This is a genomic window from Nonomuraea sp. NPDC003709 (assembly GCF_040610775.1).
In the GTDB taxonomy this organism is placed as follows: Bacteria; Actinomycetota; Actinomycetes; order Streptosporangiales; family Streptosporangiaceae; genus Nonomuraea; species Nonomuraea angiospora_A.
Genome location: NZ_JBEXMW010000024.1, coordinates 142,968 through 169,075, shown reverse-complemented (window position 1 = coordinate 169,075; position 26,108 = coordinate 142,968). Strand labels below are relative to the sequence as shown.

Below are 26,108 nucleotides of genomic sequence, written 5' to 3'. Positions count from 1 at the left end.
TCACACGCTGAGCCCGGCTCGCATGGCGAAGACCACGAGCTGGGCCCGGTCCCTGGCATGCAGCTTGAGCATGGCGCGGCTGACGTGGGTGCGGACGGTGTCGGGGCTGATCACCAGCTCCTTGGCGATCTCCTCGTTCGACCGGCCGGTGGCCACCCACGCCACCAGCTCCCGTTCGCGGGGCGTGAGCGTCTCCAGCCCTTCGACCGGCTCGGTGCCGTGCCGCCCGAACAGCCCGATGACCTTCTTCGTGATCGCCGGTGAGAGCAGCGCCTCCCCGGCGGCCACCACGCGTACGGCGTTGACCAGCTCCTCCGGGGCGCTGTCCTTGAGCAGGAAGCCGCTGGCGCCGGCCTGGAGGGCGGCGAAGACGTACTCGTCGACGGCGAAGGTCGTCACCACGACGATTCTGGTGGCGCGCAGCTCGGGGTCGTCGGCGATGGCCCGCAGCACGGCCAGCCCGTCCATGCCGGGCATGCGGATGTCGAGCAGGAGGACGTCGGGGCGGGTGCGGCGGATCAGCGCGAGCGCGGCGGCGCCGTCGGCGGCCTCGCCCACGCACTCCATCCCGGGCGCGCGCTCCAGCAGGGCCCGCAGCCCCATCCGCACGACCGCCTGATCGTCGGCGACGGCCACCCTGACCACGCCTTCAGGGGAGGACGCGCCGTCCGGGACGGTTGCGCCGTCCAAGGGGATCGCGCCGTCCGGGGAGGGCGCCCGGTTCGGGGCGGGCGTCCGGCTTGGGGAGGTCGCGCCGTCCGGGGTGGTCACGCGGAGGTCCGGGGGAACCGGGCGGTCACCTGGAAGCCGCCGCCCTCGCGCGGTCCCGCGGCGAGATGGCCGCCCGCCTCGGTGACCTTGGCGCGCATCCCGGCCAGCCCACGCCCCTCGCTCCCGCCCGTACGGCCGACACCCCGATCGGCCACCTCCACCACGAACTCGCCCGGACCCCCGCCCACCCGCACGAGCGCCCTGGTGGGCCCCGCGTGCCGCAGGACGTTGGTCAGCGACTCGCGCACCACCCCGTAGACGGCGGCCTGGAGATGGGCGGGCACGGCGAGGTCCGCGGGCTCGACGTCCACCGGCACGCCCGCCGCCCGGACGCCGTCGATCAGCCCGGCGAGGTCGGCCCCCGGCGGGTCGATGCCGTCGAGCGCCGCGCGCAGCTGGGCGAGCGCCGTCGTGCTGGTCTCCCTGATCGCCCGCAGCGAGGCGCGCGCCTGCTCGGGGTCGTCGTCCAGGGTGACGAGCGCGATCCCGGCCTGCATGGCGATGGCCGCCAGCCCGTGCCCGGCCGCGTCGTGCACCTCTCCGGCGATCCTGGCCCGCTCCGCCGCCAGCAGGTCGGGCCCGGCGCCGTCGGTGGAACGCACCGTGGTGAGCCGGTGGGGCTGGGCGGCGGGGATGCCCCACGCCGCCGGCTCGACACGTGCGGATCCAGTGAAAAGCGGCTCGGCGCGTACGGACTCCGTGGAGAACGGCGGCGGCTCGGCCTCCGCCGCGGCGGCCGCGGCCGCGGCGCGGGCCTGGGCGAGGCCGCTGAACGACCACGGGACGGCCAGCCAGCCCGCCCACGCCAGCATGATCACAACGGGGACGTCGCCGGCCCGGGTCAGGCGTGACAGGGCGGCGAGCGGCCGGCGCAGGCGGCCGGCCCTGTGCGTCTGCTCCGTCACCATCCCCACCCGGCCAAGGTTCGCGTTGCCCCGATCCTAGCGAGCTTTCACAGGTTCCGGGTCTGGCGCGGGCCGTCCAGCCCCCACGAGGTGATCTTCCTCGGGGTGATCCTGATGATCTCTCTCGAGAAGTACGGCACAGGCGGGTCCACGTCGCTCAGCGCCTCCGCCGTGCCCCTGATCTCGATGCCGCGCACGACCCACGGATCGACCGAGGCCAGGTCGTCCACGACGAGCGCGACGGTGCTGCCCTTCCCGACGTTCCTGAACTTCTTGGACGCCCCCATGGCGTGCCCGCCGATGGTGATCGTGCCGGTCCCGGCGTCGACGAAGAAGTTGACCGGGTTGTTCTGCACCTGCCCGTCGGGCGACACGGAGGCCAGTCGGCCGAGATGCTGCGAGGAAAGGTAGTCAAGTTCCGCTGGTGTGAAGGTCATGCAGGCGAGTCTGCAACCTTGACATTGGTTGGGGTCAAGCCATTCCGCCTGTGAGCCAGCGCACCGGGTTCGCGGTGGTGATGAGGCCGATCGTGTCCTCGCCGACGCCCGCCTCGCGCAGGCGCGGCAGCAGCGCGTGGAAGAGGTGCGCGTAGCCCGGCCCGTCGTACTTGCGCAGCTGCGCGACCCGGCTCAGGCCCGTGCTGATCAGCAGGCGTTCCGCGTGGCCGTCCTCGATGAGGCCGAGCGCGATCCTGGCCGCCTGGTCGGGGCCCAGGCCGAGCACGCCCAGGCTCACGTACGCGCCGGCCTCGGCGATCTTCCTGGCCGCGCCCAGGTCGGTGCCCGCGTAGCCGACGGCCACCCGGGAGCCCGGCAGGCCCTGGCCGAGCAGGATCTCCAGGAGCGCGGGGGCGTGCGCGCCGTGCGTGGCGACCGGCAGGCGCGACTTCAGCGAGGCGCGGGCGGCGGCGACCAGGCAGCGCTCCTCGCGCGGCGTCGGCTCGGCGCCCCAGGTGCCGACCTCGCCGATCACGCCGGGGAAGACGCCCATGTCGTCCACGCCGCTGAGGATCTCGTCCATGAGGCGGGCGGTGAGCGTGTCCACGTCCGCGTCGCCGACGTCCGTGAACGGCTCGGCGAACAGGCCGGTCGAGGCGATCACCGGCACCCGGCTGCCGGCCGCCATGCGGGCCAGGGCGGCGGCGTCGCGGCCCATCCCCATGCAGGTCAGGTCGACCACCAGGCCGAGGCCGTCGGCCTGGCGCAGCTCGCGGAGCTCGGCGGTGACGGCCTGCTCCTCGTCGAGCCACCGGTGCGGGTCCGAGTCGATGCCGACGGCCCAGCGCATGTCGGTACGCAGGTGCTCGTGGGGGAGTACGGGGCCGGTGATGGCCGCGGCTCGTACAGGGCCGGTGACGGTGCGAAGCAAGACCTCGGGCATAGCAGACATTAACCGATGTTTGCCGGGAGTAGCCTCTTCTGGCGGGAAATTTTACCGTTCGGAGGGTTTTAGGCCTTGCTAGTCGCCTGCAAGTCGGCACCTAGTGAGGGCCCGTATCCTGGATGGCACACCGACTGCCGGGGGGGAATTGTGCAGGTTCAGAACTCCGACACCGGCGACGCCGACATGCTCAAGGGCGAGGCCGCCGAGCATTCCAGCATGCCCGAGCGCCGTACGGGCCTTCACGGGTGGCTGGACGGGATCAGGTCCACGCGCACGGGCGCGCTCACGCTGAAGATCGTGTTCGGCGTGATCGGGACCGTCATGGTGGTGGCTGGGCTGATCATGGTGCCCTTCCCCGGGCCGGGATGGGCGGTCGTGTTCGCGGGGCTGGCGGTGCTGGCCGTGGAGTTCCACTGGGCCCGCAGGGTGCTGGAGTTCGGCAAGCGCACGCTGCACGCCTGGATGGAGTGGTACAAGCGGCAGGGCTGGCTGGTGCGCGTCGTCGTGCTCGTCGTGACGGTGGCCGCCGCCGCGGTGATCGTCTACTTCGGGCTGCGCACGCTCGGCTTCGACGCGATCGCGTTCGTCCGGGGTTACATATAGATCGGTCCGGTATACCGGACCGATATTCCATGCTTTCCTGCCTATTCTGCGGGCGTGATCGCCAAAATCGCCATCGCGCTGTCCTTAACGCTTTCCGGCCACGCGTCCGCGGGGTTTGCGGGTCCCGCCGCCCAGGCGGACCTCGTCCTCCCCGGGACCGCAGGCGTGAAATATCGCGAAACAACGGGTGATCCGGTACGCCTGACCGCCTACGGCCTCGGCACCAAGCGCACGTACCTCAGGTCCACGACCGGGAGCACGTTCACCTGGCAACAGGCGCTGTCCGAGGTGTCCGTCGCGCCCGGCGGCCGGCTGACGGCAGGCGTGCCCAGGGCGTACCGGTCGGGCTACGACTCCCTGATCGTCACCGACCGCACCACGGGCGCCGCCGGCCGGATCCGTACGGTCAAGAAGCCCCTGACGGCTTCCTACGCCTCCTGGTCCCGCGACGGGAAGCGGGTCGCGCTCACGGTCGAGCAGAAGACCGGCGGCACGTGGCGCGTGATCGGCTACACCGTCGTGGACGTGGCCGCCAAGACCGCCCGCACGATCAGGGTCACCGGCCTGAGCGCGAAAGCGGGCTTCTGGTGGAGCCCCGACGGCAACCTCGTCTCCATGTACGGCACCGGCCTGCGCGTCTACCGGGCCTTGGACGGCGCGGTCCTGCGCACCTACGCCGGCGTCGGCCTGCCGACCGGCCCCGAGGACTCGTTCTCGCCGTCGGGCACCCGCCTGACGACCTGGTGCCCGGCACGCTTCAAGGAACAGCTCTGCCTGGTCGACCCGGCCACCGGCAAGATCGCCCAGCGGGTGAACGCCCGGCCGGAGGCGCTGTTCGGCTGGTGGGACGACAGCCACGTCATCGCCGTCGTGGCGCGCGGCACCGCCTACCGGCTGGTGGTGCTGGACCTGACCGGCAAGGCGACACGCGTGCTCGCGGAACTGCCCCGTACGACGTGGGCCGCGGAGCTCTGGCTCTCCTTCACCCGAGGATCATAGATAGAGGCCGGTGCCGTGGTCGGTCTCCTGGGTGGCCACCGCGTGCAGATCGCGCTCGCGCATCACCAGATAGACCTGCGCGTGCACCTCGACCTCGGACTGGTCTTCCGGGTTGAAGAGCACCTTGTCGCCCACCTTGACCGAGCGCACGTTCGTCCCGACGCCGCACACCTCGCCCCAGGCCAGCCGGTTGGCCAGCTTGACCGTCGCGGGGATGACGATCCCGGAGCCGCTGCGCCGCTCCGCGGCCTCCGACTCCAGCTTGATCATGACCCGGTCGTGCAGCATCTGAATTTCGAACTTGGGCTCAACCACAGCCCAAGTTTACGAGTCAGGACACCCCCGAGACGCCGGAAGCGCGATCACGGCAGCCTGAGCTCGGCGAACACGGGCCGGTGGTCGGTGCCCCGCAGCGGCAGCACCTGGAACTCCCGCACCGCCATCCGCGAGTCCGCCAGCACGTGGTCGATCGCCACGCCCGGCAGGTCCACCCGCGAGCCCTCCTGCGGCCAGGTCGCCACGAATCCCCGCCCCATGACGTCGGCCGCGTCCCGGTAGCCGCTCGCCAGCAGGGCGCGTACCGGCAGGTGGTCGAGCGTGGCGTTGAAGTCGCCCGCCAGCACCCGCAACTCCTTGCCCGCCGGCGGCAGCGCCTCCAGGCCGGACTGCCAGCACGGTTGCCGCCCGATCCGCTTGGGCGCGCACGGGTGCACCGACACGATCTCCACGCGGGCCCCGCCGGGATGCCTGAGCCAGGCCCTGGCCTGCCCGAAGCCGCCGAAGTTGATGGCCTGCCCGGCCGTGAGCGGGTGCCGCGCGTACACGGCCGACCCGCCGACCCCCTCCCGCGGCCGCGTGACGGCGTACGGCAACAGCGCGCGCACCCCCGCCCGGTCCAGCCGCCGCATGGCGTCCGGCGTGAACTCCTGCAGCGTCAGCACGTCCGGCCGCAACCTGCTGATCAGCGCCATCAGCTCAGCCGTGTGGGCCCGCCCCACCAGCAGGTTCGCCGCGAGCACCCGCAGCACCGGCCCGTCGGCGTCGGGGTTGCCGTCGACCAGGGCCCGGGGGAGCACGGCCGGCACCAACGCCAGCACCGTGACGAGCGCGACCGTGCCCGCCGCCCACCGCCGCAGCACGCAGGCCAGCGCCAGGCTCACCACCGCCGCGCACACCGCGTACGGCGTGTACGCCACCACCGGCACCCACGGCCAGTCCGGCTCGAACCCGCTCAACCGCACCGCCGCCCACCCCGCGAACGGCACCACCACGATCCAGCTCACCCATGTCCGCACGCCTTGTATCGCCACAAAGCGCGATTCGGGTTCATGAGTAAGGTGTGCTCCATGCGCGACGTGGAGGCCGGCGTCCTGAACGCCATCGACGAGGTCGAGACCGTGAGCCTGCTGGCCGAGACCGTCGGCGTCCCCAGCGTGACCGGCACCGACGCCGAGTCGGAGCTGCAGCACCGCTTCGCCCGCCTGCTCACCGAAGCCGGCATGGACGTGGACGTCTGGAAACTCGACCTCGCCGGCCTGGCCGCCCGTCCCGGCTTCCCCGGCACCGAGGCGCCCAGGAGCGAGGGGTACGGCGTCGTGGCCGTCACCGAGGGCGAGGGGCCGCCGGCGCTCGCGCTCCAGGGCCACGTGGACGTCGTCCCGACCGGCGACCTGGCCAAGTGGGAGGGGCACGACCCGTTCGCCGCCCGGATCACCGGCGACGTGCTGCACGGCAGGGGCGCCTGCGACATGAAGGCGGGCCTGGTCGCGAACCTGGCCGTCGCGCGGGCGATCAAGAAGGCCGGGGTCAGGCTGGCCAGGCCGCTGGCGGTGCACTGCGTGATCAGCGAGGAGGACGGCGGGCTCGGCGCGTTCGCCACGCTCGCCCGGGGGCACACGGCGCAGGCCGCGGTCATCACCGAGCCCACCAGCGGCGCGGTCATCACGGCCAACGCGGGCGCGCTGACGTTCCGGCTGGAGATCGCCGGGCGGGCCGCCCACGGGGCCACGCGGCACGAGGGGGTCAGCGCGGTCGAGGCGTTCTGGCCGGTGTTCGAGGCGATCAGGCGGCTGGAGACCGAGCGCAACCGAGATGTCCCCGGCCTCTTCCGGGGCGACGGAGCGCCGTACCCGATCGAGGTCGGCACCGTGCGCGCGGGCGACTGGGCCAGCACCGTGCCCGACCTGCTGGTCGCCGAGGGCCGGCTCGGGGTGCGGCTGGACGAGGACCCGGCGGCGGCGCGGGCCGCGTTCGAGGAGGCGGTCGCCGACGTCGCCGATCCCTGGCTGCGCGCGAACCCGCCGGTGGTGACGTGGCCCGGCGGCCAGTTCGCCAGCGGCCGGCTGCCCGCCGGGCACGCGCTGCTGGACGAGGTCGGCCGGGCGGTCGCCGACGTCACGGGCGCGCGGCCCGCCGAGGCGGCGGCGCCGTACGGGAGCGACCTGCGGCTGTACGCGGCCGGCGGGATCCCGACCCTGCACTACGGCCCCGGGGACGTGCGGTACGCGCACGCCCCCAGGGAACAGGTCGAGCTGAGGGAGCTGCGCGAGGTCACGCGGGCACTGGCACTGCTCGTTGTGCGCCGCTGCGGAGCACTCTGAGCAGGGTCCCCGGGCTCATCAGCGACGGCGGCGGGTCATAGAGGTTCGACACCCGCAGGAAGCGCAGCGCCAGCTCGGGGTCGTGCGCGGCGGCCGCGTGGAAGCGCTCCAGGTACGCGTTCACCATGCGGACCTTCGGCGTCAGGTCGCCCTCCACGCCGGGCATCACCAGGTCGCCGCCGACCGTGATCTCCCACGGGCCGTCCACGATCTTCGCGATCCGCCGGAAGAACGGCAGCGGCCGTAGGTCCGGTTCGAGCAGCATCCTGGCCTCCAGCGCGGCGACCGTCATGCCCTGGCCGTAGATCGGGTTGAACGCGCAGACCGCGTCCCCGACGACCAGCAGGCCCTCGGGGAAGCGGGCCAGCCGCTCGTAGCGGCGCCGGATCCCGGCCGGGATCCGGTACGTGCGCGGCTCGCCGATCGGCTCGGCCGTGCTGACCAGGTGGTGCAGGTCGGGCGCCCACAGGCCGGCGGCGAACTCGGCGAACTCGGTCAGGCCCAGCCCCGGGCCCTCCCCGTACCCGGCCATGGTGACGATCCAACGGTCGTCCTCCATCGCCAGCGCGACCCCGCCGCGCGGCGACTCGACCGTGGGGGCGATCACCACGACGAGATCGCCGCCGAAGTCGCCGGGCCGGCGGCGGAACTCGCGCGTGCCGTAGCGCAGGTCGATGCCCACCCGCTCCTCCTCGGGCGGCCGGTAGCCCAGCTCGCCCAGCCAGAGCGGCGTGCGCGAGGCCCGGCCGCCCGCGTCCACGACCAGGTCGGCCGGGATCGGCTCCCCGTCGGCCAGGCGCACCCCCGTGACGCGCCCGTCCCGGGAGAGCAGGCCGGTGACGACCTTGCCCGGCGAGACGTGCACGCCGGGGAGCGCGCTCACCCGGCGGCGTACCTGGCCTTCGAGCAGCGGCCGGCTGACGAGCAGCCCGATCAGGCCGCTGTCGCCGCGGGCCAGCATCCGCCCGGCGTGGTAGTGGCGCGAGTGCCGCTGCAGGTCACCCTCCATCGCGCCCTGCGCGACGAGTTCGGCCGTGATGCCGGGCAGCAGCTCGTCGATGGTTTCGCGGCCCCTGGCGAGCAGGCCGTGGGCGTGCCGGCTCTGCGCGGTGCCCCGCCGGTGGACGTCCACGGCGGGCAGTGTGTCGCGGTCGAGTACGGTGACGGTGGCGAAGCGGCGGTGCAGCGCGGCCGCGGTCAGCAGCCCTGCCATGCTCGCGCCGATGACGACGGCGTGGTCCATGAGATTCCCCCAGTGTGGTATCTGTCCGGCTGAGGGTCACCCGGGACGGCCGTCCGTTCCACGTCCAACGGCGCGTTCCGGCTGTGCCGGCGGGCACTGAAATGGACTAGAGTCCGAATCATGTCGGAGTCCCTGGAGCTTCTGATCGGCCAGCCGGTGAAAGAGCGGGCGGACGCGGCGCGCAACCGGGAGAAGGTGCTGGCCGCGGCCGCCCGGCTGTTCGCTGAGAAGGGGGTGGAGGCGGTCTCGATGGACGCCGTCGCCGCGGAGGCCGGGGTGGGCAAGGGCACGCTCTTCCGGCGCTTCGGTGACAAGTCGGGGCTCGCCGTGGCGCTCCTGGACGATCGCGAACGCGACCTGCAGCAGCGCGTCCTGTCCGGCCCGCCGCCCCTCGGGCCCGGGGCTCCGGCGTCCGAGCGGCTGGCCGCCTTCGTGGCCGCCTACCTCGACTATCTCTTCGCCCACCTGGACCTGGTCCGCATGTCGGAGACCGCCAGCCCGGGGGCCCGCTACCGGATCGGGGCCTACCGCTTCTGGCACCGGCACGTCGCGATCCTGCTGGCCGAGTGCCGCCCGGGCGGTGACGCGGACCCGCTGTCCCACACGCTGCTGGCCGCGATGGGCGCGGAGGCGGCCGCGGCCCTGAAGGACGCCTACGGCCCCACCCGTGCGGTCACGGCCGTCACCACCCTCGCCGCCGCCCTCACCACCACCCCCTGACCCCACCGCGCGGCCCGCTGGCCGGTTGTAGCAGGGGTGGGGGTCAGGCGGAGGTGGAGATGCGGCGGCGGGATTCGGGGACGATGAGCGGGGTGCCGGACTGCGGGTCCGGGATGATCTCGCAGCGCAGGTCGAACACCCGGTGCACCAGCTCAGGCGTGACGATCTCCGTCGGATCCCCCTCCGCGACGATCTCGCCGGCTCGCATGACGATCAGGTGGGTCGCGTACCGGCAGGCCTGGTTCAGGTCGTGCAGGACGGCCACCATGGTGCGCCCGGCCTCGTGCAGGTCGGCGCAGAGGTCCAGCACCTCGATCTGGTGGGAGATGTCCAGGAACGTGGTCGGCTCGTCCAGCAGCAGGATCGGCGTCTCCTGGGCCAGCGCCATGGCCAGCCACACCCGCTGCCGCTGCCCGCCCGACAGCTCGTCCACGATCCGGTCGGCCAGCTCCGCCACGTCGGTGGCGCGCATGGCCTCGGACACGGCCGCCTCGTCGGCGCGCGACCACTGCCGCATGAGCCGCTGGTGCGGGTAGCGGCCGCGGGCCACCAGGTCGGCGACGGTGATCCCGTCGGGCACGACCGAGCTCTGCGGGAGCAGGCCGAGCCGCCGCGCCACCTCCTTCGACGGCAGCGACGTGATCACGCTCCCGTCCAGGTGGACGGCGCCGGACTTCGGCTTGAGCATCCGGGCCAGGGCGCGCAGCAGGGTGGACTTGCCACAGGCGTTCGGGCCGATGATCACGGTGAAGGACTCGTCGGGGATCGCCACGCTCAGGTCGGCCGCCACGACGCGCTGGTCGTAGGCGAGCGTGAGATCGGTGCCTGACAGACGGGCCATCAGTGGCGGTCCTTTCGCAGGAGCAATGCGAGGTACGTGCCGCCGATGGCGGCGGTCAGCACGCCGACGGGCAGCTGGGTGGGGGCGAGGACGCGCTGGGCGGCCAGGTCGGCGACGGTCAGCAGGACGGCGCCCATGAGCGCCGAGGCCCCCATCGTCACCCCGGCCGAACGCGTGAGCCGCCGGGCGAGCTGCGGCGCGGCGAGCGCGACGAAGGCGACGGGCCCCGCGGCGGCCGTGGCCACCCCGGACAGCAGCACGCCGGCCGTGATGGCCACCGCGCGCACGACCTCCACCCGGATCCCCATGGCCTTGGCGGCGTCGTCGCCCATCTCGATCATCCGCATCGGGCGCGCCACGAGCGCGCACACCGGCAGCAGCACGGCCAGCGCCAGCGCCACGGGGATCGCGTGATCCCACCCGCGCCCGCTCAGGCTGCCGGTGAGCCAGGCGCCCGCGGTGGCCGCGTCGTTGATGTTCGCCCTGGTCAGCAGGTACGAGTTGACCGCCAGCAGCAGCGCGTTCGCCCCGATGCCGACCAGGACCAGCCGGTAACCCTGCACGCCGCCGCGGAAGGCCAGCGCGTACACGAGCACGGCCGTGAGCACGCACCCGGCCAGCGCGCCACCGGCGATCGCCATCGCCGAGCCGCCCGCCACGACGGCGACGATGCCGCCCGTCGAGGCGCCGGCGGTGAAGCCGATGAAGTCGGGGCTGCCCAGGGGATTCCTGGTGAGGCTCTGGAAGATCGCGCCGCTCACCCCGAACGCCGCGCCGACCAGCAGCCCGGTCACCACGCGAGGGGCGCGCAGCTTGTTGACGATCAGCTCGGCGACCGGCGTGCCCTGGCCGAAGAGCGCGGAGACGATGTCGGGCACGGGCACCGTGAACTCGCCCGTCGAGATGGCCGCCACGGTCACCGCGCAGGCGACCACGACGAGGATCGCGCCGACGAGCAGGGCGCGGGGCGCGAGCCGTACGGACCAGGGGCCGACGCGGACGGTCACAGCGCCGCCACCCGCCTGCGCCTGGCCAGCATGATGAAGATCGGCGCGCCGATCACCGCCCACACGATCCCCACCTGCACCTCTCCGGGCCGGGCGATGACCCGGCCCACCACGTCGGCCGCCAGCAGCAGCACCGGCGCGGCCAGCGCGGAGTAGGGGAGCACCCAGCGCTGGTCGGGCCCCACCACCGCGCGCACGGCGTGCGGCACGATGAGCCCCACGAACCACAGCGGCCCCGCGGCGGCAGTGGCCGCGCCGCACAGCAGAGTGACGGCCACCCCGGTGAGGATCCTGGTACGGTTCACGGCCACGCCGAGCGCCCTGCCCGCGTCGTCGCCGAGGGCGAGCAGGTTGAGCGGCCTGGCCAGCAGCAGCCCCAGCACCAGCCCGGCCACCATGAACGGCGCCAGCCGCACCAGCGTGTCGGCCGTCTGCCCGGCCAGCGACCCGGTCAGCCAGAACCGCATCCGGTCGAACGTCTGCGCGTCCATGCGCAGGATGGCCGAGGCCACCGCCGTGCACACCATGCCGAAGGCCACGCCGGCGAGCGCGAGGCGTACCGGGCTGGAGCCCGAGCGGCCCGCGGAGGCCAGGGCGTAGACGACGGCGGAGGCCAGCGCGGCGCCGCCGAACGCGAACCAGACGTAGACCGCCGGATCGGACAGCCCGAACAGGCCGAGCGCCAGCGTCACGCCGAGCGCGGCCCCCTCGTTGATGCCCAGCAGGCCGGGGTCGGCCAGCGGGTTGCGGGTCAGGCTCTGCATGAGCCCCCCCGCCAGGCCGAGCGTCGCGCCGACGCCGAGGCCCAGCAGCGTACGCGGGACGCGCAGCTCGCGGATGACCGTGTGGTCGTTGGAGCCGTTCGGGGCGAGGAAGGCGTCGATCACCGTCGAGAACGACACGGACCGCGCCCCCAGCGCCACACTCGCCATCGCCACGAGCGCCAGCACGCCCACCGTGACGACGAGCCCGGTGACGAGCACGAAGGCCCTTGCGGCGGGAGCGGGGTGGCCGGTGGCGGGCGGATCGCCCGTCGTGGCCCCCCAGTTCGGCGGGGCCGTGTCTTCAGCCGGGCGCACCCGACCCCCTCTCGTAGCGGTCAAACTTAGGTAAGGCTAATCTAAACGTCCAGTAATCAGGCAAGCCTAACCTTAGGAGATGTACATGTCGGGACCGGTTCTGCCTCGCAGGGGTTTTCTGGCGTCCGCCGCGGGCCTCGCGGCAGCTCTGACACTGGCGGCGTGCGGTGGCGAGCCGGCGGCCCCCGGCGGGTCAGCCGCTCCCACCGCCTCGTCCTCCACCGCACAGAGCTGGTCGTTCACCGACGACCGCGGCAAGAAGGCCGAGCAGCCCAAGACCCCGTCCAGGATCGTCGCCCAGGTCGGCGCCGCCGCCGCCCTGTGGGACTTCGGCGTGCGCCCCGTCGCCGTGTTCGGCCCGCACAAGCTCAAGGACGGCTCCAAGGACCCGCAGGTCGGCAACGTCGACATCACCAAGGTCCAGGGCCTGGGCAACGTGTGGGACGAGTTCAACGTCGAGCAGTACATCGCCCTCCAGCCCGACCTCCTGGTCAGCAGCATGTACATCAAGGGCACCCTCTGGTACGTGCCCGAGAAGTCGAAGGACACCATCGAGCAGGTCGCCCCGACCGCGGGCATCATGCTGACCGGCCGCAGCGCCACCCAGGTGATCGGCAAGTACGAGGAGCTGGCCAGGTCACTCGGCGCCGACATGCAGGGCGTGCCCGAGGCCAGGGCCCGCATGGAGGCCGCCACCAAGGAGCTCGCGCAGTTCAAGAACCTCAAGATCCTCATGATGTCCGGCGGCCCCGACGCGATGTGGGTGGTCAACCCGCCGGAGTACCCGGACATCGTGCACCTGATGGACGCGGGCCTCGACGTCGTCAAGCCTGCGAAGGTGGACGAGGGCGGCTTCTTCCAGACGCTGAGCTGGGAGAACGCCGACGAGTACGACGCCGACGTGATCCTCTACGACACCCGCACCCAGTCGCTCAAGCCCGAGGAGATGATGAAGAAGCCCACCTTCGCCAAGCTCCCCGCGGTCGAGGCCGGCCAGCTCTACCCGTGGAACGCCGAGGCGCCCTACAGCTACCAGGGCTACGCGGCCTTCCTCGAAGGGCTGGTGGCCAACCTGAAGAAGGCTAAAGAGCTCCCCTGACCTCGACGATCTCGGCGAGGGGGAACTCGAGGTAGTCGCCCGCCTCCTCGCACCACGCGTCCAGCGCGCCGCCCTTGAGCTCGCCGTGGCTGATCGTGGCGGTCAGCCCGTCGGTGAGCGTGATGCCGGCGCGCACGCCCCGGTCGACCACGAACCCGAGCAGCGACTGCTGGGCCGTCGGCAGCCTGGTGGCCATCCTGCCGATGATCGCCCACGTGCGGCCGTTCCTGTCGTCCGCGGTCCGGCCGGCGGTGACCAGGCGGCGGGCATGCTCGTACGGGTCGGGCGTCGGCTCGGCGAGCATGTAGGGCACCTCCAGCTCCGCGAGGCCGGGGAACTCCGACAGCTCGGCCACCTGGCCGCCCGGCAGCAGGATCAGCTTGCCGTTCGGCGGCTCCTCGGGCCTGGCGCGGTGGATGGTGATCTGGCCGGTGTCGGCGACGGGCACGGGGGAGTAGCCGACCTCGCGCAGCGCGGCCAGCGTGCGGTCGGCGGGCGCGGCACTCACCAGCACCGTGGGCGCGAGCAGCCGCAGGCCCAGCCGGCCCAGCCGCCGGTGCGCGGCGATCTCGGCCAGCAGCGCGGGGTCGCCGGCCTGGACGACGCATCCCACGGTGGTGACGGTGACCTCGCCGTGCCTGCGCGCGGTGTCGCGTACGAGGTATTCGAGCGGCTGCGGGATCGTGCCGACCCCGGCCAGCTCGTCGAGCAGGGCGTCGGCGTCGTAGCCGTGGTCGAGCGCCCGGCGCACGCTCTCGGTCGTGAACCGCCACACCGAGGCCGCGCCCCGCGACTCGCGGTCGGCGGCCCGGTCGAGCAGCGCCGCCAGCTCCGCCGACGGCGGCCCGGTCACGACCGCGGTCAGGTCGGGGCCGAACAGCGCGCTCCTGCGCACGCTGGCCAGCGCCCTGGTGGCCGCCTCGGCCAGCACGGGGTCGTGCTCGACCATGGGCACGGCGTCGTCGTTCTCGTCGCCCGGCCCGGCGATGAGCCCGGCCATCGCCCGGCCGAGGTCGGTGATCGCGTTGTTGGCCAGCAGGCCCAGCAGCGTGGCCTCGTCGAGCACGGCGGGCGCGCAGGCCAGCAGCAGCTCCAGGTCGAGCAGCGGCGCGTGCCAGTGGACGTTGGCCACGAGGCTGTCACGGTCGGCGAAGGCCGTGCCCGCGGGCAGACCGGACAGGACCGGCAGCACGGCCCTGCGGATCCTGGCGACCGCGCTGCCCGAGGGGTCGTCGCCGAGCACGGTGCCGTACTTGCCGTCGACCTTGCGCAGCGACGAGCGCTCCATGCGCCACCAGGCCGCCAGCAGCACCCGCAGCCGCGCCGAGCCCTCGTCGAGCCGCCACCGGTCGAAGCGCTCGGTGGGGATCATGCCGCCCGACTGCTCGTCCCAGGCCAGCAGCCTGGCCACCGCGCAGACCTCCAGGAGCAGCCGTGTCTCGTCCTCGTCGCAGCCGGTCTCCTTGGCCACCCTGCGCACCTCGCGCACGCCCACGCCGCCGGTCTTGAGCAGGGGCAGCGGTGTCTTGGCGGTGTTGTCGAGCAGGGCCGCGCACCGCTCGACCACGTGCGGCGCGGCCAGCGTCATCAGGTGGTCGACCTCCTCGGGGTCGACCGGGATCGTGGCCACCTCGGGAGCCTCGGGCCGGAAGGCCGGGTGGTAGCCGGGGCCGCGCAGGCAGATCGCCACCTCGCGGGGGATCTCCGCGACGTGCCAGCTCGGGCGGAAGAGCAGGCCGTGGTCGGCGCACCACTTCTCCGGCGTGCCGGGGGTGACGAACCGGCCGCCGTCGACGTTGAGCGCCGGGCCCTGCCAGGCGACCCGGTCGAGCAGCGGGATCGTGCCGTCGGGGGCGCCGCGCAGCAGCGCGTTGAGGCGTTCGCGGTCGGCGAGCGCCTCGGTGACGCGGGTGATGACGCGGCGCTTGTGGCCGTGGGAGGACAGGCCGAGGTTGCGGGCCAGCGCGTGGAGCGCGTCGTTGCCGATCGACCAGGAGTTGAGGTAGTGGTCCAGCGGCTCGCCCAGGCTGAGCGGGGCGGACCACCAGCGGGCGACGCCCTCCGCGAGATGGATGACGCCGTCCTCGCCCGGCCAGGCCAGCGCGTGGTCGTACAGGTGCTCCAGCCAGGGGGTCACCTCTTCGACCGGCGCGTCCACGAAGCCGGCCAGCCGCTCGGCCGTGGGGCGGGTCATGGCCAGGGCGGCCTCGGCGAGCTGCAGGCAGGGCAGCGGCAGGGCCCGCAGGGTCTCCATCACGGCGAAGCCGTTGCTCAGCCGCTGGGCCAGGGTGTCGAGCCGCCGCGGCCAGGGAGCGGCGATGGCGTCGGGCCTGTTGGCCAGGACACGGCCCAGCCTGTCTTCGTTCAGTTTTCGCAGCCAGCCGAGCAGGTGATCTTCCATCTGTGAGCAACTCTCATGGGGTCGCACGCGGGGACTCACCGTGAGCCATGAGCATCCACGGTAATGCAGATCACCCCCGGTCAGGAGAGGACTGCCCAGACGATCTTCCCGTGAGGTGCAAGTGCGGACCAGCCCCAGCGGAGGCTGAGTGATTCGACGATGTGGAGTCCGAGGCCGCCGGTGTCAAGGGGGCCAGGGTATCGCAGCACCGGCACCGAGGAGCCTGGATCGGTGAATGCGCCGGTCACGAGGGGTCCCCGGCGGACGAGGGACATGTGGACGGGGCGCCGGCAGTGGGGCTCGTCCAGATGCAGGCCGTGGCGCAGCGCGTTGGTGGCGAGCTCGGAGACCACCAGCTCCATGTTCTCGGTCAGCTCGGCGAGCCCCCATCCCGACAACGTGCCGGTGGTGAAGCTGCGGGCCGAGTGGACCGAGGCGGGGCTGGGCGGGAGCACGAACGTGGCGCTCGCGGACGGGCCGGGGACCAGCAGATCGCGGGCCGCCTCCGGCCACCAGCCGACCGGAGGCCACCAATCGAACGTGGTCCACTGGCCGGGCGCCGTGGTGGATTGCACGTGATCATTCTGCGACAAACTCTCGTGCAGGTGCAAGAGCGAATGCACGTGCAGACAACCTGTGCAAGCGCTACCGTTGCCCTCAAATGGTCAATATGGGGGAAAGGGGATCTTGTCCGCGGCCCATGATCTTTCGGCCGTGAAGTGACAGACTGTACGTGCATACCCCGCAACATGCGGTGGGCCGCCGACCGCAGCTCACCGTAAGTGCAGACTCCGCTACTTATGGCGATCCGCTGGGTGCGGCCCACCATAGGTGCATACTCCGCTACTTGCGGTGGACCGCCGAACGCGGCCCACCGCGTCGCAAGGAAACGAACAAGGAGCAGCACGTGTCCATTGATCCGCCCGGTTCTGCTTCGACCGTTCGGCGCATCATGCTGGGGGCGAGTCTCAGGCGCCTGCGTGAGGCCAGCGGGCTCGACCGCGGACAGGCCGGATTCCACATCCGGGCGTCCGAGTCCAAGATCAGCCGGATGGAGCTCGGTCGGGTCGGTTTCAAGACACGTGACGTGGAAGACCTGCTCACCCTGTACGGCGTCGTCGACGATGCCGAGCGCCGTGCCCTGCTGGAGATGGTTCGCGAGGCCAACACCCCCGGGTGGTGGCACAAGTACTCGGCCGAGCTGCCTTCGTGGTTCACCACTTACGTGGGCCTGGAGGAGGCCGCCGAGATGATCCGCACCTACGAGGTGCAGTTCGTGCCCGGTTTGTTGCAGACCGCCTCGTATGCGCGATCGGTATTCCAGCTTGGCAACCCCGGTCTGAGTCCGGACAAAATCGAGCGCCGCGTGCATATGCGCATGCAGCGTCAGGAGCGCTTCACCCAGAAGGACGGACCCCGCCTGTGGGCCGTCATCGACGAGGCAGCGCTCAAGAGGACCATCGGCGGGCGGGAGGTCATGGCGGAGCAGCTCCAGCATCTGCTGGAAGTGGCTGCCCTTCCCAACATCACCATTCAGGTGATGCCCTTCAGGTTCGGTAAGCACGCCGCTGAAGGGGGCGCGTTCAGCATCTTGCGGTTTCCCGAGTCCGACTTGTCGGACGTTGTCTACGTCGAGCAGCTATGGGGTGCCCTGTACCTGGACAAACGCGAGGACATCGACCCGTACCTCACGGCCATGGAGCAGTTGTGCGTGGAGAGCACCACGCCAGGGGGCACCGTCGAGCTCATCGGCGGTCTTCTCAGAAAGATGTAGATGAACCAGACCTACAACGGCATGCCCGCGGCGAACCTGACGCAGGTCGCCTGGCGCAAGAGCCGCTACAGCAACTCGCAGGGCAACTGCGTGGAGCTCGCCGAGCTTCCTGACGGGGGGATCGCGGTCCGCAACTCGCGCTTCCCCGACGGCCCTGCCCTCATCTATACCCGCGACGAGATCCGGGCCCTGGTGCTCGGGGTTAAGGACGGAGAGTTCGACGGCCTGCTCGTTTAACAGCCTTGTAACCTCCGGCGCGCCCGCTTAACGGGGGCGCGCCGGAGGCTTAACAGCCCGGCCTTCTGTTGCCGCGAGGATCAGGGTCATGCTCGACCAGATGACCCTGTATCCGATCGCCGACGACGTGCTGTTCGCACCCGGCGGCAAGGTCGTGATCCGTACGTATGGAGTGGCGCCCGCCACCACGGGGGCCTCCGTCTCTTACCGGACCTGGGTGACCGGTATCCGCGACCAGCCGCGGTACTGGCACTGGGGCCACTTCGAGGACGCCGCCTCCGGGCACCGCAGGGTCCTGGAGTGGCTCACGGGGCGGGGGCCGCAACCTTCCCAAGCGCTGACCTGATCGCTATCCTCGTGCCAAGCAACCGCTTGGTAGAGGAGGCGTGGTGCGGCGCGCGATCCACCTGATCGAGGAGGTCGACTTCCGGCCGATGAACTCCAGGCGGCCCCTGGAGTACCTCACCTGGCTGACCCGCTACAAACGCGAGGACGAGAGCCGTGCCGCGCCCTCGCTCACCTCCGGCATGTCCATCAGGTCCCGCGAGATCGACCTGGTGGGCGCCTTCTACGCCGTCGGCATCACCGGCCATCCGCAGTTCAAGGCCGTCACGCTGTGGGACTGCCACGGCGGGTGGGACGGCGGCTGGCGGCAGATGATGGAGATCTACCAGGGCGTCGACGAGCGGCTCTTCCTGTCCGACATCGACGACCTGCGCTTCTCCGCCTTCTCCCGGCCCCTCGGCGCCGTGCCCGGCTGCCCGCCGCTGTCCGAGGCGCCCGCCGCCGAGCTCTACCTCTTCGAGAGCGCCCGGGTCCGCCCGGGGGCCGCGCTCGACTACCTGCACGCCGTGCGCACCGAGCGGGCGCCGCTGCTCGCCGAGCACGGCCACACCCTGGTCGGGCTGTACGAGGTGCTGTTCTGCGACACCGAGGCCGTCACCGTCTGGGCCGTCTCCCTCGACGACCACCTGGCCACCCAGCGCGCCCGCGACGCCGCCCTGGGCCTCGACGACGAGGTCGCGCCCGATTCCCGGCTTCTGGACTGGAGCAAACGGGCTCGCGACTATCTGGAAGGCCCCTGGCGTGAGACGCTTCTGGCACCGTTCCCCGGTTGCCGCCTGGCGCCGGAGGTCCCGCCGGGTTAGCGTCGGCTGCGGAGGTGGCCATGACGGACTCGTACCTCTCCAACGGGCAGAGCCCCGACGAGCACGTCGCCGCGTGCCCCGACTGTCGCGCCGCCATCGCGCTGCTCGACCATCCCGACCCGGCGGCGGAGCCGCCGCCCACGCTGCGCGAGGCGGTGCTGTCCAAGGCGCGCCGCCGCCGCAGCCCAGCCGTGCTGGGCGTGTCGTCCGTGGTGGTCCCGTACGCCGAGCAGGTCGCGCTCATGGACGACCTGCTCGGCGAGCTGAGCGGGCCCCAGTGGGAGGCCCCGATCGCCGGGCACGGCACGGTCAGGGGGCTGATGGAGCACCTGGCGGCCAACGACGCGACCGTGGCCCGGTTCATGGGCGTGCGCGGCATGAGCGGCCTGCCCGTGCACCGGCGCTGGCGCGAGCAGGCCGGCAGCCTGCTCGAACGGGTCTCCGCCGGCAGCGAGGTGCTGCTCGGCGTCGAGGTCGCGCTGGCGGGAGCCAGGCCGGCCCGCGCGCCGCTGCGCCAGGCCCTGATCCAGCGCACGTTCGAGACGTGGACGCACGCCGACGACATCAGGGCCGCCACCGACCGCTCCCAGGAGCCGCCGCGTCCCGAGCACGTGCACATGATCGCCGAGTTCGGGCTGGCGCTGCTGCCGCGGGCGATGCGGGAGCCGCGCCGCGACGTCTCGGCCACCGTCGTGCTGACCGGGCCGGGCGGCGGCACCTGGACGATCCCGCTGTCGCCCACCTCCGACCACGTCGCCGTGCTGCTGTCGGCCGGGGCGGTGGACTTCTGCCGGCTGCTGGCCAACCGCCGGCCGCCCGACTCCTTCCCGTACGCCGCCGAGGGCGACTCCGCCCTCGCCCGCGACATGATCAGCGCCGCCGCCACGTTGGGGTGCGATTGATGAGCGATTTGGAACTGTGCACGCGGCTGACCGCCGGTGACCTCGACGCGCTGGCCGACGCCTACGACCAGCACGGATCGTACGTGTACGGGGTCGCGGTCAGGGTCACCGGCAGCCAGGCGCACGCCGAGGAGATCACCCAGAACGTGTTCACGGCCCTGTGGGAGCAGCCGCTCTCCTACGACCCCGCGCTGGGATCGCTGCGCGGCTGGCTCGTCAGCCGGGCCCTGCACGAGTCGGCCGTGCGCTCGAAGGTCGGCTGACCCGTCAGCTGATCGGGGCGTTCCAGGTCAGGAGCACGGGCTCGGCGTGCTCGAAGCCGAGCCGCGAGTACGTGCCCGTGTCCAGCTTCAGCAGCCTGCCCTCCTCGGGCCCGAGGCCCAGCCAGCGGGCGGCCAGCACGCGCAGGAAGTGCCCGTGCGCCACCAGCGCCACCCGCCCCCCGGCCTTCCTGGCCCGCTCGATCACCCGGTCGGCGCGGGCGGCGACCTGCTCGGCGCTCTCCCCGGGGTGCTCGGCGTCGCCGGGGATCACGCCGTCCCGCCACAGGTACCAGCCGGGGTGGCTCTCGCGGATCTTCGGCGTGGTGATCCCCTCGTAGCCGCCGTAGTCCCACTCCCACAGGTCCGGGTCCACCTCGTAGCCGGTCAGGCCGGCCAGCTCCGCCGTACGCCGTGCGCGCTGGGCGGGGGAGACCAGCACCAGATCGAACGACTGCCCCTTGACCAGCGGCGCCAACGCCCTGGCCTGGTCCTCGCCGTGCTCCGTCAAAGGCAGGTCCGTACGTCCGGTGTGCTGACCCGCCTTGCTCCATTCGGTCTCACCGTGCCGGAGCAGCAGCATCTCTTCCATGGAGTCCATCATCCGGTATGCCCGATTCCGGCCCGGCGTCAGGTGGCGAGCTCCTCGACAACGGGGGCGAAGGCGTCCAGGTCGCGCTCATGATGCACCACGAAATACGAAATATCGTGCTCATCCCGCCAATAGCGGAGCTTGTCGATGATGTCGGCGCGAGTCCCGAGCAGGACCTGCGGCGTCTCGCCGAGCGACGAGCTGTCGGCCGCGCTCCACGCCTCCTCCGCCTTCCGCTCGCCCACCTGCACCACGCTCGTCCCCAGCTCCAGTGCGTCGTAGCGGTCGCCCGCGGCCTCGCGGACGATCTCGATCTTCCTCAGGAACGCCGCCGGCCCGCCGTCCCGGTCGTCGGGCCCGCTCCCGTCCGGCCGGACCCGCATCCCGAGGTTCACGACGTCCGCCTCTTCGGCCGCCAGCCGCAGCATGCGCGGCCCGCCACCGCCGAGCGCGATCGGCGGGCGCGGCCTCCGCACGGGCTTGGGCTGCTGGTCGAGGCCGTCGATGCGGTAGTGCTTGCCCTGGAAGCTGAACGGCCCGTCCCCCCAGAGCCCTTTGAGCACGGCCACGGCCTCCCGCAGCCGCTCCACCCGCACCCCCGGCGGCTCCAGCGTCAGCCCGGCCCCGTCGTAGTCGCGCGCCATCCACCCGGTCCCGATCCCGACCTCCAGCCGCCCGCCGGACAGCAGGTCGAGCGTGGCCGCCTCCTTGGCCAGCACGGCCGGATGCCGGAAGTCGTTGGCGAACACCAGCGTGCCGACCCGCAGCCGGGTGGTGGCGCAGGCGGCCGCCGTCAGCGCGGCGATGGGGGCGAACCTGGGGCCGACGAGATGGTCGGGCACGAGGAGCACGTCGTACCCCTGCGCTTCGAGCCGTCGCGCCTTCTCCGCCCACGCCGCGCCCGACCCGGCCTCCCGCACCACCGCCCCGAACCTGAACCGCCGCACGATGCCTCCCATCACGTTGAGCAAGCGCTTGGGCGACACTGTACGCGCCGACCGGCCACGCGGGTCAGCGGGAGGGGAGGGCGAGGGCGATACCTGTGGTGGCGGCGGTGAAGACGAGCCAGGCCACGCCGCCCACCGCGCCCGGGAGCCCGGCGATCCAGGCGACCGGGATGAGGAACGGCGCCACGATCATGGCGATGGCCGCCCACTTCGGCGCGGCACTGCGGAGTGCGGCGACCCCCAGCAGCACGAACCCGAGCAGGCTCAGGAAGAACGTGAACCCCAAGATCGACGTCGGCATCCCCTCGCTCAGCTCCGTGACGAGCCGGTTCGTGGTGGGCACGTCGAGCCCGGCCTTGGCGGCCGCGTAGATGGTGTCGTCGGAGGTCAGGCCGAAGGGCAGGGCCATGGCGAAGGCGAGGATCATGCCCACCAGCCCCAGCACGGGCCGCCCCGACCGGGCCACCTTGCTCACCGCGAAGATCGCGGGGATGAGGGTGACGGCGCCGAGGGCGGCGACCCAGCTCCAGAGCGCGTACGCGCCGAGGTCGGCGACGATGGCGCGGATGTACGGCTCGCCCTCGGCCGTGGCGTCGAACGGGCCGAGCAGGAGCGACACGGCGATGGTGAGCGGTGAGATCGCGGCGCAGGCGATCATCGCGCTCCGGGTGAAACCGGCGGTGGAGGAGGTTGTCTCAACTGTGGTCATGCCCCGAGGGTGAGCCCGCGGGGCGGTGCGTGCATGAGTAGGGGCTACTCAAATCGCGGGTTTACCAAGCGCTTGCTTAGGTGCCAGACTGGGGGCATGGAGATCCCGGTGCGCCAGGTGACGGACGACGAGGCGGCGTTCTTCGGCGAGCACGGCTGGGTGCGGCTCGGCCGGCTGATCGACCCGGGCACCGTCGCGGCCCTGCGTGAACGCGCCACCGGCTTACTGAACGGCCGGTCCAGGAGCCACGAGACGCTGGTCGACGAGGCGTTCGGGCAGTCGAGGGACATCGCGGCGAGCGACGGGATGTTCGGCGCGCTGACGTCGAGCCCCGAGATGGGGCGCAACGCCGTACGGCTGCTGCGCGGCGTCCGGGCTGTGCGCGTGCAGGTCACCAACCTCCTGGTCAAGGAGGCGGGGGAGCACGGCGCGACCGAGTTCCACCAGGACTTCCCCTGGATGCCGATGGACCGCTCGGCCATGCTGACCGTGTGGCTGGCCCTCGCCGACGTGCCCGCCGACATGGGGTCGCTGCGCTTCTACGACCGTTCGCACCGGTACGGGCTGCTCGGCCGGAGCTTCACCCGCCCGGGGGACGACCAGCTCACCCAGCACCCGTGGCTCAAGGAGCTGGAGCTGTCGCCGCCGCTCGACCTCAAGGCGGGCGACGCCACCGTGCACCACGCCCTGACCGTGCACGGCGCGCCCGCGAACCGCCGCGACAGCCCGCGCCTGTCGTTCACCGTCACGTACTTCGACGCCGACGCCCTCTACACCGGCCTGCCCTACCGGCAGACCGACGGGCTCGGGCTCGAGGTCAACCGGCCGTTCGAGCACGAGAGATTCCCCGTCGTGAGCCTCGGAGGCCGGGATGCCTGAGACCGTACGGGGGCCGGTGGCGGAGCTCGGGGCGACGCTCATGCACGAGCACGTCTTCGGGCTGAGCCCCGAGATCCTGTGGAGTTGGCCGGACATCCCCGAGGGCTGGGACCTCGAGACGCGGGCGCGCGAGGCGGCGGGCAAGCTCGACGCGCTCAAGGCCGAGGGCATCGACACGATCGTGGACCTGACCGTGGTGGGGCTCGGCAGGTACATCCCCGCCGTCCAGCGCGTGGCCGAGCTGACCGGCGTGAACATCGTGGCCGCCACCGGCCTGTACACCTACGACGCCCTGCCGCCGTACTTCGCCAACCGGGGCCCGGGGTCGCTGTTCGGAGGGCCGGACCGGCTGGCCGAGTTCTTCGTACGGGACATCGTCGAGGGGATCGGCCGGACCGGCGTCAAGGCGGCCATGCTCAAGTGCGCCTCCGACCACCTGGGGATGACCAAGGGCTGCGAGCGGGTGTTCCGGGCGGTCGCGCAGGCGCACCTGGAGACCGGCACGCCGATCACCACGCACTCCCACAGCGCCTCCAGGGGCGGCCTCGAACAGCAGCGCCTTCTGGGCGAGCTCGGCGTGGACCTGGGCCAGGTGGTCATCGGGCACGCCGGGGACTCCACGGACGTGGCCTACCTGGAAGAGCTGATCGCCAACGGCTCCTACCTCGGCATGGACCGCTTCGGCATCGAGACGATCAGCCCGTTCGAGGACCGCGTGGAGATCGTGGCGAAGCTATGCGAGCGCGGACACGCCGGAAAAATGGTCTTAAGTCACGACTCGTACTGCTTCAACGACCGCTTCGACGCCGACGTCGTACGGCGGCGCCACCCCAACTACCACCTTCTCCACGTCCCCCGCGACGTCGTTCCCGAGCTCCGCAAGAGGGGCGTCACGGACGACCAGGTCCACCAGATGCTCGTCGACAACCCGCGGAGGATCTTCGCATGACCGGTGACATCGAGGACTTCGACGTCAGCGCGGACTGGCACGTCGCCGCCCCGTACGACTTCCTCCGCGGGCTGCGCCGGGAGCGGCCGGTCTTCCGCAGCGAGCACCTCGGCGCGTACGTCCTGACCCGCTACCCCGACGTGCGCGCGGCCTACGGCGATCCGCGGCGCTTCTCCTCCAAGGGCTCGCTCACGATCTCCCGTAGCCTGACCCGCGAGACCAGGGAGAAGCTGGGTGAGCACGGCTCGTTCCTGTCCAGCTTCGTGGCGAACGTGGACCCGCCCGACCACACCCGCCTGCGCCGATCGGTGTCGAAGGCGTTCACGCCGCGCGCCGTGGCGGCCATGGAGCAGGAGTTCCGGCGGCTCAACGAGGACCTGCTCGACCGCCTGGAGCCGCGCAAGAGCGCCGACTTCGTCGGCGAGATCGGCCACGAGCCGTCGATCAAGCTGACCGCCCGCTTCATCGGCGTGCCCGAGGCCGACGAGGCGTTCGTGCAGGCGCACGTCAAGGACTGGTTCCAGCTCTTCCTGTCGCCGCAGCCGCCGGAGCGCCAGCTCGAACTCGCCGGCAGCTTCCTGACCTATCTCGACTACGTGGACCGCCTGGTCGCCTCCCGGGCCAAGGACCCGCAGGACGACTTCACGTCCCTGATGACCTCCCTGATCGGCGCGGAGTTGACCCATCGCGAGGTCGTCGAGCTGATCTCCACGATCCTGCTCGGCGGCAACGACACCGTCCCCAACCAGCTCGGCAACACCGTCCTGCGCCTGCTGCGGGAGGGTGCCTGGCCGGTGGAGCCCGACCTGGTCGCGAACGCCGCCGAGGAGTGCATGCGCATCGACGGCGCGTCGCTGGGCTCGTTCCGCTACGCCGTCACCGACATCCCCCTGCACGGCGTGACGATCCCGGCCGGCGCTTTCGTCCTGCTCTCCACCGACTCCGCGGCCCACGACGAGAGCGTCTTCCCCGAGCCGGAGCGCTTCCTGATCGACCGGCCGAACGCCGCCGAGCACATGGTCTTCGGCTACGGCATCCACTTCTGCGTCGGCGCCGCGCTCGGCCGCCTGCAGCTGCGCACCGCGCTCGACGTGCTCGGCCGCCGTCTGCCCGGCCTGCGGCTCGTCCCCGGCGAGCCGGTCGCCCACCGCAGGTCGATCGTCGGCCGCGGCCTGACGTCCCTGGCGGTGGAGTGGTGAGCGGCCGCCCCTCGGGCCGGTTCGTCTCAGGCCGGTTCGACGGCCGGGTCGCGATGGTGACGGGCGCGGGCTCGGGCATCGGCGCGGCCTGCGCGGCCCGCCTGGCCGCCGAAGGTGCCTGCGTCGGCGTCCTGGACCTGCGCGCGGCCGGGGCGAAGTCCACCGCGGCCGCCATCCGCGCCCACGGCGGCACGGCCATGGCCCTGACCTGCGACGTCTCCGACGAGAAGCAGGTGGAGGAGGCGGTCGCGGCCCTGGTGACGTCGTTCGGCCGGGTGGACGTCCTGCACTCCAACGCCGCCGCGCTCGACGCCGGCGTCTACGGCCGCGACCGGGATCTGGACTCGCTCGACGTCGGGGTCTGGGACCGCACGATGGAGGTCAACCTGCGCGGCGCCATGCTCATGGTCAAGCACACGGTGCCCGCCATGCCGGACGGCGGCGCCATCGTCCTCATGTCGTCGGTGTCCGCCCTGGTCGGGGACGAGGTCCACGCCGCGTACGGGGCCTCGAAGGCGGCCCTGATCGGCTTCACCCGTTACGTGGCCACGATGTACGGCTCCCGCGGCGTCCGCTGCAACGCCGTCGCCCCCGCCCTCGTCCTCACCGAGACCGCCCAGCGGGCCCTGAGCCAGGGGCAGCTCGCCGACAAGGCCGCCGAACGCCTCCTGCCGTGGCCGTGCACCCCCGACGACGTCGCGAACCTGGTGTGCTTCCTCGCCTCCGACGAGGCCCGCTGCATCACCGGTCAGACCCTGACCATCGACTCCGGCACCCTGGCCCACCGCCCGCAGCACGCCGTCCAGCGCCGGCGCGATCTGAACGACGGGCCCCACTGACGCCGATGGGCGGGCGCCGCGC

The 26,108-nt window shown here is 72.2% G+C and carries 30 protein-coding genes; 15 read left to right on the top strand and 15 right to left on the bottom strand.

What is annotated here, in order from left to right:
- The 4 genes from ABZX61_RS50625 to ABZX61_RS50610 form a co-directional block, all read right to left on the bottom strand.
- Complete coding sequence (locus tag ABZX61_RS50625; RefSeq protein ID WP_355206532.1) at positions 1–645, bottom strand: response regulator transcription factor; 645 nt, start codon at positions 643–645, stop codon at positions 1–3.
- Positions 646–767: 122 nt separating this feature from the next.
- On the bottom strand, positions 768–1,679 hold the full coding sequence (locus ABZX61_RS50620; RefSeq protein WP_355206529.1) for a histidine kinase: 912 nt from the start codon (positions 1,677–1,679) through the stop codon (positions 768–770).
- Between the two features lie 44 nt (positions 1,680–1,723).
- The gene (locus ABZX61_RS50615) at positions 1,724–2,113 is read right to left on the bottom strand and encodes a PPOX class F420-dependent oxidoreductase (RefSeq protein WP_355206426.1); all 390 of its coding nucleotides are present in this window, start codon (positions 2,111–2,113) and stop codon (positions 1,724–1,726) included.
- Between the two features lie 34 nt (positions 2,114–2,147).
- Positions 2,148–3,056 carry an aryldialkylphosphatase gene (locus ABZX61_RS50610; RefSeq protein WP_355206423.1) on the bottom strand — a complete coding sequence of 303 codons (909 nt, stop codon included), beginning with the start codon at positions 3,054–3,056 and terminating at the stop codon, positions 2,148–2,150.
- A gap of 150 nt (positions 3,057–3,206) precedes the next feature.
- On the opposite strand from ABZX61_RS50610, the gene ABZX61_RS50605 reads away from it, so the two are divergent.
- On the top strand, positions 3,207–3,662 hold the full coding sequence (locus tag ABZX61_RS50605) for a TIGR02611 family protein (RefSeq protein ID WP_355206420.1): 456 nt from the start codon (positions 3,207–3,209) through the stop codon (positions 3,660–3,662).
- A 54-nt stretch (positions 3,663–3,716) separates the two neighbouring features.
- A complete protein-coding gene (locus tag ABZX61_RS50600) occupies positions 3,717–4,661 on the top strand; it encodes a hypothetical protein (protein ID WP_355206417.1) in 945 nt (314 codons plus the stop codon).
- Here ABZX61_RS50600 and ABZX61_RS50595 read toward each other — a convergent pair.
- Together ABZX61_RS50595 and ABZX61_RS50590 are read right to left on the bottom strand one after the other, a co-directional pair.
- Positions 4,656–4,976, bottom strand: coding sequence for a co-chaperone GroES (locus ABZX61_RS50595; protein ID WP_350741555.1), 321 nt, complete (start codon positions 4,974–4,976; stop codon positions 4,656–4,658). The genes ABZX61_RS50600 and ABZX61_RS50595 overlap by 6 nt on opposite strands.
- Before the next feature lie 47 nt (positions 4,977–5,023).
- A complete protein-coding gene (locus tag ABZX61_RS50590; RefSeq protein ID WP_355206414.1) occupies positions 5,024–5,956 on the bottom strand; it encodes an endonuclease/exonuclease/phosphatase family protein in 933 nt (310 codons plus the stop codon).
- A 51-nt stretch (positions 5,957–6,007) separates the two neighbouring features.
- Between ABZX61_RS50590 and ABZX61_RS50585 the strand changes: the two genes are divergently transcribed.
- Complete coding sequence (locus ABZX61_RS50585; protein WP_355206411.1) at positions 6,008–7,261, top strand: ArgE/DapE family deacylase; 1,254 nt, start codon at positions 6,008–6,010, stop codon at positions 7,259–7,261.
- On the opposite strand, the gene ABZX61_RS50580 is transcribed toward ABZX61_RS50585, so the two are convergent.
- Positions 7,212–8,504: a tryptophan 7-halogenase gene (locus ABZX61_RS50580; protein ID WP_355206408.1), complete on the bottom strand. Its 1,293-nt coding sequence runs from the start codon at positions 8,502–8,504 to the stop codon at positions 7,212–7,214. The genes ABZX61_RS50585 and ABZX61_RS50580 overlap by 50 nt on opposite strands.
- A gap of 120 nt (positions 8,505–8,624) precedes the next feature.
- On the opposite strand from ABZX61_RS50580, the gene ABZX61_RS50575 reads away from it, so the two are divergent.
- A complete protein-coding gene (locus ABZX61_RS50575) occupies positions 8,625–9,224 on the top strand; it encodes a helix-turn-helix domain-containing protein (protein ID WP_355206405.1) in 600 nt (199 codons plus the stop codon).
- Between the two features lie 43 nt (positions 9,225–9,267).
- Here ABZX61_RS50575 and ABZX61_RS50570 read toward each other — a convergent pair whose 3' ends face one another.
- From ABZX61_RS50570 to ABZX61_RS50560, 3 genes are read right to left on the bottom strand one after another with little or no spacing between them, the layout of a single operon-like run.
- A complete protein-coding gene (locus ABZX61_RS50570) occupies positions 9,268–10,065 on the bottom strand; it encodes an ABC transporter ATP-binding protein (RefSeq protein WP_355206402.1) in 798 nt (265 codons plus the stop codon).
- Positions 10,065–11,072 (bottom strand): iron chelate uptake ABC transporter family permease subunit, encoded by a 1,008-nt coding sequence (locus ABZX61_RS50565; RefSeq protein ID WP_355206400.1) that lies wholly within the window; start codon positions 11,070–11,072, stop codon positions 10,065–10,067. Before ABZX61_RS50565 ends, ABZX61_RS50570 begins: the two co-directional genes overlap by 1 nt.
- Positions 11,069–12,151, bottom strand: a complete 1,083-nt coding sequence (locus ABZX61_RS50560) for an iron ABC transporter permease (RefSeq protein ID WP_355206397.1) — start codon at positions 12,149–12,151, stop codon at positions 11,069–11,071. Before ABZX61_RS50560 ends, ABZX61_RS50565 begins: the two co-directional genes overlap by 4 nt.
- Positions 12,152–12,236: 85 nt before the next feature.
- On the opposite strand from ABZX61_RS50560, the gene ABZX61_RS50555 reads away from it, so the two are divergent.
- A complete protein-coding gene (locus ABZX61_RS50555) occupies positions 12,237–13,250 on the top strand; it encodes an ABC transporter substrate-binding protein (RefSeq protein WP_355206394.1) in 1,014 nt (337 codons plus the stop codon).
- Here the strand turns inward: ABZX61_RS50555 and ABZX61_RS50550 are convergent.
- On the bottom strand, positions 13,234–15,651 hold the full coding sequence (locus tag ABZX61_RS50550; RefSeq protein WP_355206392.1) for a helicase-associated domain-containing protein: 2,418 nt from the start codon (positions 15,649–15,651) through the stop codon (positions 13,234–13,236). The two genes, ABZX61_RS50555 and ABZX61_RS50550, sit on opposite strands and share 17 nt — an antisense overlap.
- 80 nt (positions 15,652–15,731) lie before the next feature.
- The gene (locus ABZX61_RS50545; RefSeq protein WP_350741568.1) at positions 15,732–16,226 is read right to left on the bottom strand and encodes an ATP-binding protein; all 495 of its coding nucleotides are present in this window, start codon (positions 16,224–16,226) and stop codon (positions 15,732–15,734) included.
- 377 nt (positions 16,227–16,603) lie between these two features.
- Here ABZX61_RS50545 and ABZX61_RS50540 point away from each other — a divergent pair, with 377 nt between their 5' ends.
- From ABZX61_RS50540 to ABZX61_RS50515, 6 genes are all read left to right on the top strand, one after another.
- Positions 16,604–17,425, top strand: coding sequence for a helix-turn-helix transcriptional regulator (locus ABZX61_RS50540; RefSeq protein WP_350741585.1), 822 nt, complete (start codon positions 16,604–16,606; stop codon positions 17,423–17,425).
- Complete coding sequence (locus ABZX61_RS50535; protein WP_185072716.1) at positions 17,426–17,662, top strand: DUF397 domain-containing protein; 237 nt, start codon at positions 17,426–17,428, stop codon at positions 17,660–17,662.
- Positions 17,663–17,750: 88 nt separating this feature from the next.
- On the top strand, positions 17,751–18,008 hold the full coding sequence (locus ABZX61_RS50530) for a hypothetical protein (protein ID WP_350741570.1): 258 nt from the start codon (positions 17,751–17,753) through the stop codon (positions 18,006–18,008).
- A gap of 43 nt (positions 18,009–18,051) precedes the next feature.
- On the top strand, positions 18,052–18,810 hold the full coding sequence (locus tag ABZX61_RS50525) for a hypothetical protein (protein WP_350741572.1): 759 nt from the start codon (positions 18,052–18,054) through the stop codon (positions 18,808–18,810).
- Positions 18,811–18,830: 20 nt separating this feature from the next.
- Entirely contained in the window at positions 18,831–19,712 is an 882-nt protein-coding gene (locus tag ABZX61_RS50520) for a maleylpyruvate isomerase family mycothiol-dependent enzyme (protein ID WP_350741574.1), read from the top strand.
- Positions 19,712–19,975, top strand: coding sequence for a sigma factor (locus ABZX61_RS50515; protein WP_355206387.1), 264 nt, complete (start codon positions 19,712–19,714; stop codon positions 19,973–19,975). Before ABZX61_RS50520 ends, ABZX61_RS50515 begins: the two co-directional genes overlap by 1 nt.
- Positions 19,976–19,979: 4 nt before the next feature.
- Here the strand turns inward: ABZX61_RS50515 and ABZX61_RS50510 are convergent, their stop codons facing one another.
- The 3 genes from ABZX61_RS50510 to ABZX61_RS50500 form a co-directional block, all read right to left on the bottom strand.
- Positions 19,980–20,564 carry a histidine phosphatase family protein gene (locus ABZX61_RS50510; protein WP_355206385.1) on the bottom strand — a complete coding sequence of 195 codons (585 nt, stop codon included), beginning with the start codon at positions 20,562–20,564 and terminating at the stop codon, positions 19,980–19,982.
- A 38-nt stretch (positions 20,565–20,602) separates the two neighbouring features.
- Complete coding sequence (locus tag ABZX61_RS50505; RefSeq protein WP_355206382.1) at positions 20,603–21,511, bottom strand: TIGR03621 family F420-dependent LLM class oxidoreductase; 909 nt, start codon at positions 21,509–21,511, stop codon at positions 20,603–20,605.
- 64 nt (positions 21,512–21,575) lie between these two features.
- The gene (locus ABZX61_RS50500) at positions 21,576–22,220 is read right to left on the bottom strand and encodes a hypothetical protein (protein WP_355206379.1); all 645 of its coding nucleotides are present in this window, start codon (positions 22,218–22,220) and stop codon (positions 21,576–21,578) included.
- 96 nt (positions 22,221–22,316) lie between these two features.
- On the opposite strand from ABZX61_RS50500, the gene ABZX61_RS50495 reads away from it, so the two are divergent.
- Genes ABZX61_RS50495 through ABZX61_RS50480 form a run of 4 tightly spaced genes read left to right on the top strand, consistent with a single transcriptional unit; the run spans position 22,317 to position 26,086 of the window.
- Positions 22,317–23,099 carry a phytanoyl-CoA dioxygenase family protein gene (locus ABZX61_RS50495; RefSeq protein WP_355206377.1) on the top strand — a complete coding sequence of 261 codons (783 nt, stop codon included), beginning with the start codon at positions 22,317–22,319 and terminating at the stop codon, positions 23,097–23,099.
- Positions 23,092–24,048 carry a phosphotriesterase-related protein gene (locus ABZX61_RS50490; protein ID WP_355206375.1) on the top strand — a complete coding sequence of 319 codons (957 nt, stop codon included), beginning with the start codon at positions 23,092–23,094 and terminating at the stop codon, positions 24,046–24,048. Before ABZX61_RS50495 ends, ABZX61_RS50490 begins: the two co-directional genes overlap by 8 nt.
- Positions 24,045–25,247: a cytochrome P450 gene (locus ABZX61_RS50485; RefSeq protein ID WP_355206373.1), complete on the top strand. Its 1,203-nt coding sequence runs from the start codon at positions 24,045–24,047 to the stop codon at positions 25,245–25,247. Before ABZX61_RS50490 ends, ABZX61_RS50485 begins: the two co-directional genes overlap by 4 nt.
- A complete protein-coding gene (locus ABZX61_RS50480; RefSeq protein WP_355206370.1) occupies positions 25,244–26,086 on the top strand; it encodes an SDR family oxidoreductase in 843 nt (280 codons plus the stop codon). The genes ABZX61_RS50485 and ABZX61_RS50480 overlap by 4 nt, the downstream gene beginning before the upstream one ends.
- The last annotated feature ends 22 nt before the right edge of the window (positions 26,087–26,108 follow it).